The sequence below is a fragment of the Mesorhizobium sp. M2A.F.Ca.ET.037.01.1.1 genome (assembly GCF_003998075.1).
In the GTDB taxonomy this organism is placed as follows: Bacteria; Pseudomonadota; Alphaproteobacteria; order Rhizobiales; family Rhizobiaceae; genus Mesorhizobium.
Window position 1 is genome coordinate 1 of sequence record NZ_RZSA01001223.1, and the last position, 1,711, is coordinate 1,711.

The following is a 1,711-nucleotide window of genomic DNA, read 5'->3' on the forward strand; positions in this document are numbered from 1 at the left end:
GCCATGAAGTGGTGTGCGTCGATATCGACGAGAAGAAGGTGGAGCGGCTCAACCAGGGCTTGATCCCGATTTTCGAACCGGGCCTCGAAAGCCTCGTCAAGGAAAACCACGCGGCCGGCCGCATCCGCTTCACCACGGATGCGGCAGCGGCGGTCAGGCATGGCCGGATCCAGATGATCGCGGTCGGCACGCCGCCCGGTGAGGACGGCTCGGCCGATCTGAAATATGTGCTGTCCGTCGCCGAGACCATCGGCCGTGAGATGGACAGCGCCAAGATTGTCGTCGGCAAGTCGACCGTGCCGGTCGGCACTTGCGAAAAGGTGAAGGCCAGGATCGCCGAAACGCTGAAGAAGCGCGGCCGCGAGGACCTCGCCTTCGACGTCGCCTCGAATCCCGAATTCCTCAAGGAAGGCTCGGCGGTCGCTGATTGCATGAAGCCGGACCGCATCATCGTCGGCACCTCCAGCGAGGATACCGAGATGGTGATGCGCGAGCTCTATGCGCCGTTCAACCGCAACCACGAGAAGATGATCGTGATGGACGTGCGCAGCGCCGAATTCACCAAATACGCCGCCAACTGCATGCTGGCGACCAAGATCAGCTTCATGAACGAGATGGCCAATCTCGCCGAACAGCTGGGGGCCGACATCGAGGAGGTCCGCAAGGGCATCGGCTCGGATCCGCGCATCGGCTACCACTTCATCTATCCCGGACTCGGCTATGGCGGCTCGTGCTTCCCGAAGGACGTGCGCGCGCTGATCAAGACCGCCGAGGGCATCAAGTTCGACGCCAAGCTGCTGCGCGCCGTCGAGGAGCGCAACAATGCGCAAAAGTCGGTGCTGTTCGACAAGGTCAACCACTATTTCAAGGGCGCGCTCAGGGGCAAGACGTTCGCCGTCTGGGGGCTGGCCTTCAAGCCCAACACCGACGACATGCGAGAGGCGCCGTCGCGCACGCTGATGGAAGCGCTGTGGGCGGCCGGCGCCAAGGTGCAGGCCTATGATCCGGAGGCGATGCAGGAGTGCCAGGCCATCTACGGCCTGCGCGAGGACCTGCTGCTGTGCGGCACCAAGGAGGCGGCGCTGCGCGGCGCCGACGCGCTTTTGATTTGCACTGAATGGAAGAGCTTCCGCGCGCCGTCCTTCGACGCGCTCAAGGATTCGCTGACCACGCCGGTCATCTTCGATGGCCGCAACCTCTACGATCCGAAGGTGATCGCGCGCTACGGCATCGAGTATTTCTCGATCGGCAGGATGGCGGCATGACGATGCCCGCGCGGGCACAGCAAGGAGCCTAGACTATGAAAGTTCTGTTTGCGGGCGGCAGCGGCTACACGCCGCAATTTAGCGGTGGCGTTCAGTCGAGCACGCATCATCTGGTCGAGCAGTTGCGCGAGCATGGCCACGAGGCCTCGGTGCTTGCCGCTTTGTTCGGCGACGGCTTTTTCGGCTTCAAGGCGCGCGCCAAGATGAAGCTGCTCCGCCAGCGCGCCGTCATCGATACGTTCCCAGGCTATCCCGTCGTACGGGCATGGTTCCCGTGGGAGGCGGCGGGTTTCGCGATCGAGCGATTGCGGTCCGACGTCGCGGTCGTCCAGTGTCACAAATCCGTGCCGATCGGCAAGGAATTGCAGGCCCTCGGCGTGCCCCTGGTCGTTTACCTGCGCAACGTCGAGTTCGATGAACTGGCCGGCGACCCGCGCGAATTGGAG

At 63.4% G+C, this 1,711-nt stretch carries 2 protein-coding genes; both read left to right on the forward strand.

Annotated features, from left to right (window positions below):
* Positions 1 to 1,265, forward strand: a 1,265-nt coding sequence (locus EOA27_RS35335; RefSeq protein ID WP_145970791.1) for a UDP-glucose/GDP-mannose dehydrogenase family protein, incomplete at its 5' end; no start/stop codon positions are given.
* 35 nt (positions 1,266 to 1,300) lie between these two features.
* Positions 1,301 to 1,711, forward strand: a 411-nt coding sequence (locus EOA27_RS35340; protein ID WP_145970792.1) for a glycosyltransferase, incomplete at its 3' end; no start/stop codon positions are given.